General features: G+C 55.8%; 2 protein-coding genes and 3 pseudogenes. 3 read left to right on the top strand and 2 right to left on the bottom strand.

Annotation, left to right across the window (positions count from 1 at the left end; translation table 11 throughout):
* Positions 1–160: 160 nt before the first annotated feature.
* Positions 161–367, bottom strand: a pseudogene (locus BBW68_RS16700) (helix-turn-helix domain-containing protein); the annotation flags it as partial.
* A gap of 147 nt (positions 368–514) precedes the next feature.
* Positions 515–739 carry a YoaH family protein gene (locus BBW68_RS10750; RefSeq protein ID WP_070135359.1) on the bottom strand — a complete coding sequence of 75 codons (225 nt, stop codon included), beginning with the start codon at positions 737–739 and terminating at the stop codon, positions 515–517.
* Between the two features lie 114 nt (positions 740–853).
* On the opposite strand from BBW68_RS10750, the gene pabB reads away from it, so the two are divergent.
* The 3 genes and pseudogenes from pabB to BBW68_RS16695 all read left to right on the top strand — a co-directional run.
* Complete coding sequence (pabB, locus tag BBW68_RS10745) at positions 854–2,221, top strand: aminodeoxychorismate synthase component 1 (RefSeq protein ID WP_070135358.1); 1,368 nt, start codon at positions 854–856, stop codon at positions 2,219–2,221.
* Positions 2,211–2,685 (top strand): annotated as a pseudogene (locus BBW68_RS19855) (CoA pyrophosphatase); the annotation flags it as partial. The gene pabB and the pseudogene BBW68_RS19855, both read left to right, overlap by 11 nt.
* Positions 2,686–2,813: 128 nt before the next feature.
* A pseudogene (locus BBW68_RS16695) lies at positions 2,814–3,039 on the top strand (helix-turn-helix domain-containing protein); the annotation flags it as partial.

The raw sequence follows: 3,039 nt of genomic DNA, 5'->3' as shown, positions 1-3,039 counted from the left end.
CTGTTGTCGGCCATCGGTTGACTCCTTCTGAGATAATTGTCTGATTAACCATTACCTTACCGGATAAGCCGATGGCTCTCACCATCCTTCCAAATTTACACCACGTCCTATGACTCTACCAAAGAAACCAAAGAAGACCGTATCCTCATGTATCCGGCGTTTGCCGGCAGCCTTGCGGTGGCTGGTGCTGAGCTTCTGCGCTACCGCAGGGCTGGTAGCCATCTACAGAGCGATTACGGCGCAGTTCCCGCGAGACTGTTGACTTACAGATGCCTAACCGGCGACCAATTTCGGCCTGACTAACTTTGTCTTCACACAACAGAGCTATCTGGTATCGTAATCCTTCGGTTAACTGCTGATATTTCATAGTTACTCGCTCATCTTTAGTCGGAAGAGCAGGATAGCTTATCGGTAGCTAACCGTCCCTCCATCTACATGACCGAGCGTTGCACTTATTATCTGAATTCGCTAAGTAACCTCTTTCCCCTGACGGCAGCTGGCAGGGATAAACCACTTACTCTTCTTCGTCTTCTTCGTCGTGGTTGTTGTCGCCCATGTAGTCTTCTTCACCTTCGTCAAACATCACCGGAACATGTCCGCCCGTGCAATTCTCACGAATTTCAGCCGCCACCATTCCAATGGCCTCGCCACTGCTCATGCCATTTGCCATCAGTTCCTGAATGCGCTCTACGGCCTGTTGCTGCTTTTCGTACGACAGCGCGGGTAATCCTGTAAACATAGTGACTCCTAGGTGGATTTGCTGCGGGATTATTCCACGGGCGACAAAGAGATGCCAGCGGCTTGAAAATATGCCAAACTTGCCTACCTGTATACATTTGTCTGCTGAAGAACCATGTCGCCTGTCTATCATCCTCTGAAGTATACGCCAGATGCGTTGGTCGATCGGTTTGCCACGCTTTACCATCTGCCATGGGCGATGCTGCTGCATTCCAGCTTTGCCGAACACAGCGATAACCGCTTTGATATCCTAGTAGCACAGCCGTGTATCACCATGACAACGCGCGGCGCACAGACGGTGATTGAGCGCGCCGCCGGGACGATAGTCAGTGAGGATGACCCACTCGCGCTGCTGCAGCAGCAGCTAGAAAACTGCGGCCTGTGTGCTGAGCATAATGACAGCTTGCCGTTTCAGGGCGGTGCGCTTGGCCTGTTTAGCTATGACCTGGGTCGACGCTTTGAAAAACTGCCCGCAGCAGCACAGCAACAGCTGATCACGCCGGATATGGCGGTTGGCATTTACGACTGGGCGCTGATTGCCGATCACCATCTGCAAAAGTTGACGCTGGTAGTGCATGGCGACGCGCAAGCGCGCCTGACCTGGCTGGACGACCAGCAGGCGGCAGCTCAGCCCGCCTTTCGCCTGACCAGCAGCTGGCAGGCGAATATGTCGCGTGAAGAGTATGGTGAGAAGTTCCGACAGGTGCAGCAGTGGCTGCTCTCCGGCGACTGCTATCAGGTGAATCTCGCGCAGCGCTTCAACGCCAGCTACGCGGGCAATGAATGGCAGGCATTCCGCCAGCTGTGTGCAGCCAATCGCGCCCCGTTTAGCGCTTTTCTGCGCCTGCAAGACAGCACGATCCTCAGCCTGTCGCCAGAAAGGTTTATCAAACTGCGGCGTCAGCAGATTGAAACGCGCCCGATTAAAGGCACGCTGCCGCGTTTGGCCGATCCCCTAGCTGACCGCCTGCAGAGAGAGAAACTGGCGCAGTCGCAAAAGGATCGCAGCGAGAATCTTATGATTGTTGACCTGCTGCGTAACGATATCGGGCGCGTTGCGACCCCGGGCAGCGTTAAAGTGCCTGAGCTGTTTGTAGTTGAGCCGTTCCCAGCGGTGCATCATCTGGTCAGCACCATCACTGCCGAGTTAAAACCTGCACTTTCCGCCTGCGATCTGCTGCGCGCCTGCTTCCCTGGCGGGTCAATTACCGGTGCGCCGAAAGTACGGGCGATGGAAATTATTGAAGAGCTGGAACCGCAGCGGCGTAATGTCTGGTGTGGCAGTATCGGCTATCTCAGCGTCTGCGGGCGCATGGACACCAGCATTACCATCCGCACGCTGATTGCCGAGCGTGGCACCATTTATTGTGCTGCCGGAGGCGGGATCGTAGCCGACAGTGAAGAAGCAGCGGAATATCAGGAAACCTTCGACAAAGTAAACCGCATTTTACCCTGCCTGGAGCAGCTGACAGATGACGCATAACAACCCGGTGCTGGAGCGCTTTTTGGTGCGTTCTATTCTGCAACCGCCCGCTGCCGGGCAGCAGAATTTACCGCGTCGGCAGGCCGCCATCTTGGTGCTGATCGTCGCTCATGCCAGCCTAACCCTGTTGCTGACCCGCCGTGACGCCACACTACGTAAACATGCCGGGCAGGTGGCATTTCCCGGTCGAATGATAGATGCATCCCTAGTGGCCACCGCCTTGCGCGAAGCTGCTTAGGAAGTCGCGATCCCGCCGCCGGCGGTCACCGTGGTCGGCATTCTGCCTGCGGGTCACCAGCAGAACCGGGTTCTAGGTCACGCCGGTCGTCGGCGTGCTTCCGTCGGGTCTGAACTGGCAGGCTAACGAGAGCGAAGTGGAATCAGTGTTTTAGATGCCGCTGGAAGAAGCGCTGCGACTGAGTCGCTACTCAGCGCTGGATTTGCAGCGTGGCGGGCAGTCACACGCCCATACCCACTCGAAACGCAACAAAGTGACCCACTGGCCAGACCCGGATAAAATCTCCGTTCTGGTCCTACTGGAGAGCCTGTTGCATGCAGGGAAAACATCTGACTCAGAAAGAGCGGTTCTACATTGAAAAAGCGGCGTGGTGAAGGTGTCAAACCGGCTACCATCGCCAGAGAGCTTGATCTCCCGCGGTCTACCATCAGCAGGGAACTCAGACGCAATACAGACCCCACTTTTAACGGCGTTTACTCCTGCAGGAGAGCGGATTCGCTGGCACGGGAACAGCGTCATAAACCCTTGCCAAAAAATGCTTTTCACCGGCTGGAGCCACACGTTCAGGACTTCATCCGGC

Origin of the sequence: Candidatus Erwinia dacicola, assembly GCF_001756855.1 — a bacterium.
Lineage (GTDB): Bacteria > Pseudomonadota > Gammaproteobacteria > Enterobacterales > Enterobacteriaceae > Erwinia > Erwinia dacicola.
The sequence above is the reverse complement of the archived record's forward strand: the minus strand, read 5'-3'. Positions and strand labels throughout refer to the sequence as shown.

What these genes read in the sequence shown, in the direction of transcription:
- pabB (WP_070135358.1), top strand. Translation starts at nt 854, where the DNA reads ATGTCGCCTGTCTATCATCCTCTGAAGTATACGCCAGATGCGTTGGTC.
- BBW68_RS10750 (WP_070135359.1), bottom strand. Translation starts at nt 739, where the DNA reads ATGTTTACAGGATTACCCGCGCTGTCGTACGAAAAGCAGCAACAGGCC.